The sequence below is a fragment of the Rheinheimera lutimaris genome (assembly GCF_013283795.1).
GTDB classification, from domain to species: Bacteria; Pseudomonadota; Gammaproteobacteria; order Enterobacterales; family Alteromonadaceae; genus Alishewanella; species Alishewanella lutimaris.
In genome coordinates this window covers 1-1824 of record NZ_JABSOD010000044.1, presented here as the reverse complement: position 1 = coordinate 1824, position 1824 = coordinate 1, and the positions used below count along the sequence as shown (strand labels likewise).

The following is a 1824-nucleotide window of genomic DNA, read 5'->3' as shown; positions in this document are numbered from 1 at the left end:
TTAGTCTATTTAATTTTGATCTGACCCCATTTATCCCTTAGCCATCGCTCTTAACCCTAGCGTTTGAAGCGACAAGACACGTTTATCCCGATAGCTGTTTGCCTGGAACCGGCGTTGCTGATTAGTTATGGTCAGCCCTACACCGAGCAATATCAATACTAATGAGGCCAAATTGCTCAACAGTAATAACAGGCTTATGCGGTGTAGTTTGAGGCTACCGCTTTGCTCGAAGCCCAAGCCAAACTGCGTACTTTTCATATCTCTGAAGCTTTCTTCTATCTGCATGCGCTGCCGGTAAATTGCTACAACCTGCTTACTGTGACTATGTTTAAGCGGCAAGTTGGATGCGAGCAACCAAGGATCTGAATTCGCCCGCGCATTTGATTTAGATGTTTTAGAGCGCTTGATGCTGCCGTCAGCATTGAGCGAGTGACGTCCCTGAGATTTTTTCTTGTACAGCGTCAGCATGCAAGGAAACGGCGTATTCCGGGCAATCTGTGCTTGATATTGCTTCGGCTGAAGTGAGGCTTTGGCATACAACCAGCTAATACACTGCCAGTGTGCTCCATTGTCGATAGTGTAAAAGTTGGGCTTACGAACCCTGCCGACAAAATACCAACCCAGCGCTTCAATTTGCCTGAACCAAGGCGTTTTAAATCCTGCATCGGTAACAATCACCGGTTTACAACTTGCAGGCAGAAGCAGTGATAACCGGCGTAAAAATAACTTGTGTGTAGCAGGCTTCTCTTTGGTGCTCAGCGGATGTACTTCCTCATATAGCGTGATAGCACGACCGTCAAAACTCAGGGCAGCGCGAAGCAGAAAATGCCTTTTACACTCATCTAAATCAGACCAGTCAATACTTATCGTTGGATGTTTGGCCGTGCAAAATAACCTACAGACGGCTCCGTAAATCAGGGGTTGCTCACGCAGTAAATGCCTATTAGATAGCAGCCTGTCAGCCCGCTTAATATTATGTTTTTCATAGGCATTTGAATTGATGCCCCTACCAATGCTAGTCACGGTAGCTGCACTGCCGCTTGCCAGGCTATGCACGCAATCAATCACTGCTTTTTGTCTGGTTGCATGCATTTTGGGTGTGACAAATGAAACGATATTGGTCAAGATAGCGCGAACATTCATGGCTGTTTGGTCTCGGTGATGTTTGGCGATTGATCTGATCACCGAACGCCATGAATGTTCCTTCTGAGCTCATCTTTTTGTTTTAGCTGATAATTTTGTGGGGATACCTCAGGATCTGACCCCAATTATTCGTTATTTAATTTTGATCTGACCCCAATTATTAGTGGGGATCCCTCAGTCTCCGACCCCTTTTTCCTTTTCTCTTATTTGTTGCCATCTTTAGGGATTTCATCTGGATTTTTTACATAGTGCCAAGTGCTAATCAAATCCATAAGTGTAATGATCCCCCCCCCAGCAAAAAAGCCGCAGGCAATAACTCTAAACCAACGCTGCTTGGGCAGGCCATAACCTTCAGTAGACCAATTGAAAAGATTACCCATCATGTTACTAACATCTACGCCATACCAAAAAAGGTAAACAATAGGTACCAACTGAACATACACTTTTATTTGTCTTATCCAAAAGGCGTTCCATGTAAATCTATTCTCATTCATTATTCTTTACCTATTTCCGTATCAGATTTCGGCGATACATTTTGCAAAGGTACAAATGCTGGGCTTCCCTGAATTATTGTTTCCACTGTATTACCGATCGTGGTTGCAGCAGGTAAAGTGACTGTGATTGTCGCCTGTGTTTGAAAGTAGAATAATTAGGGTCAGATCAAAATTAAACCTGCTTTCG

Annotated in this window: 2 protein-coding genes; both read right to left on the bottom strand. The window is 44.0% G+C overall.

Annotation, left to right across the window (positions count from 1 at the left end; translation table 11 throughout):
- Positions 1-30: 30 nt before the first annotated feature.
- Positions 31-1143 (bottom strand): IS4 family transposase, encoded by a 1113-nt coding sequence (locus HRH59_RS19125; RefSeq protein WP_173502854.1) that lies wholly within the window; start codon positions 1141-1143, stop codon positions 31-33.
- 203 nt (positions 1144-1346) lie between these two features.
- Positions 1347-1637 (bottom strand): hypothetical protein, encoded by a 291-nt coding sequence (locus HRH59_RS19120; protein ID WP_173502853.1) that lies wholly within the window; start codon positions 1635-1637, stop codon positions 1347-1349.
- Positions 1638-1824 lie beyond the last annotated feature (187 nt).

What these genes read in the sequence shown, in the direction of transcription:
- HRH59_RS19125 (WP_173502854.1), bottom strand. Translation starts at nt 1,143, where the DNA reads ATGAATGTTCGCGCTATCTTGACCAATATCGTTTCATTTGTCACACCC.
- HRH59_RS19120 (WP_173502853.1), bottom strand. Translation starts at nt 1,637, where the DNA reads ATGAATGAGAATAGATTTACATGGAACGCCTTTTGGATAAGACAAATA.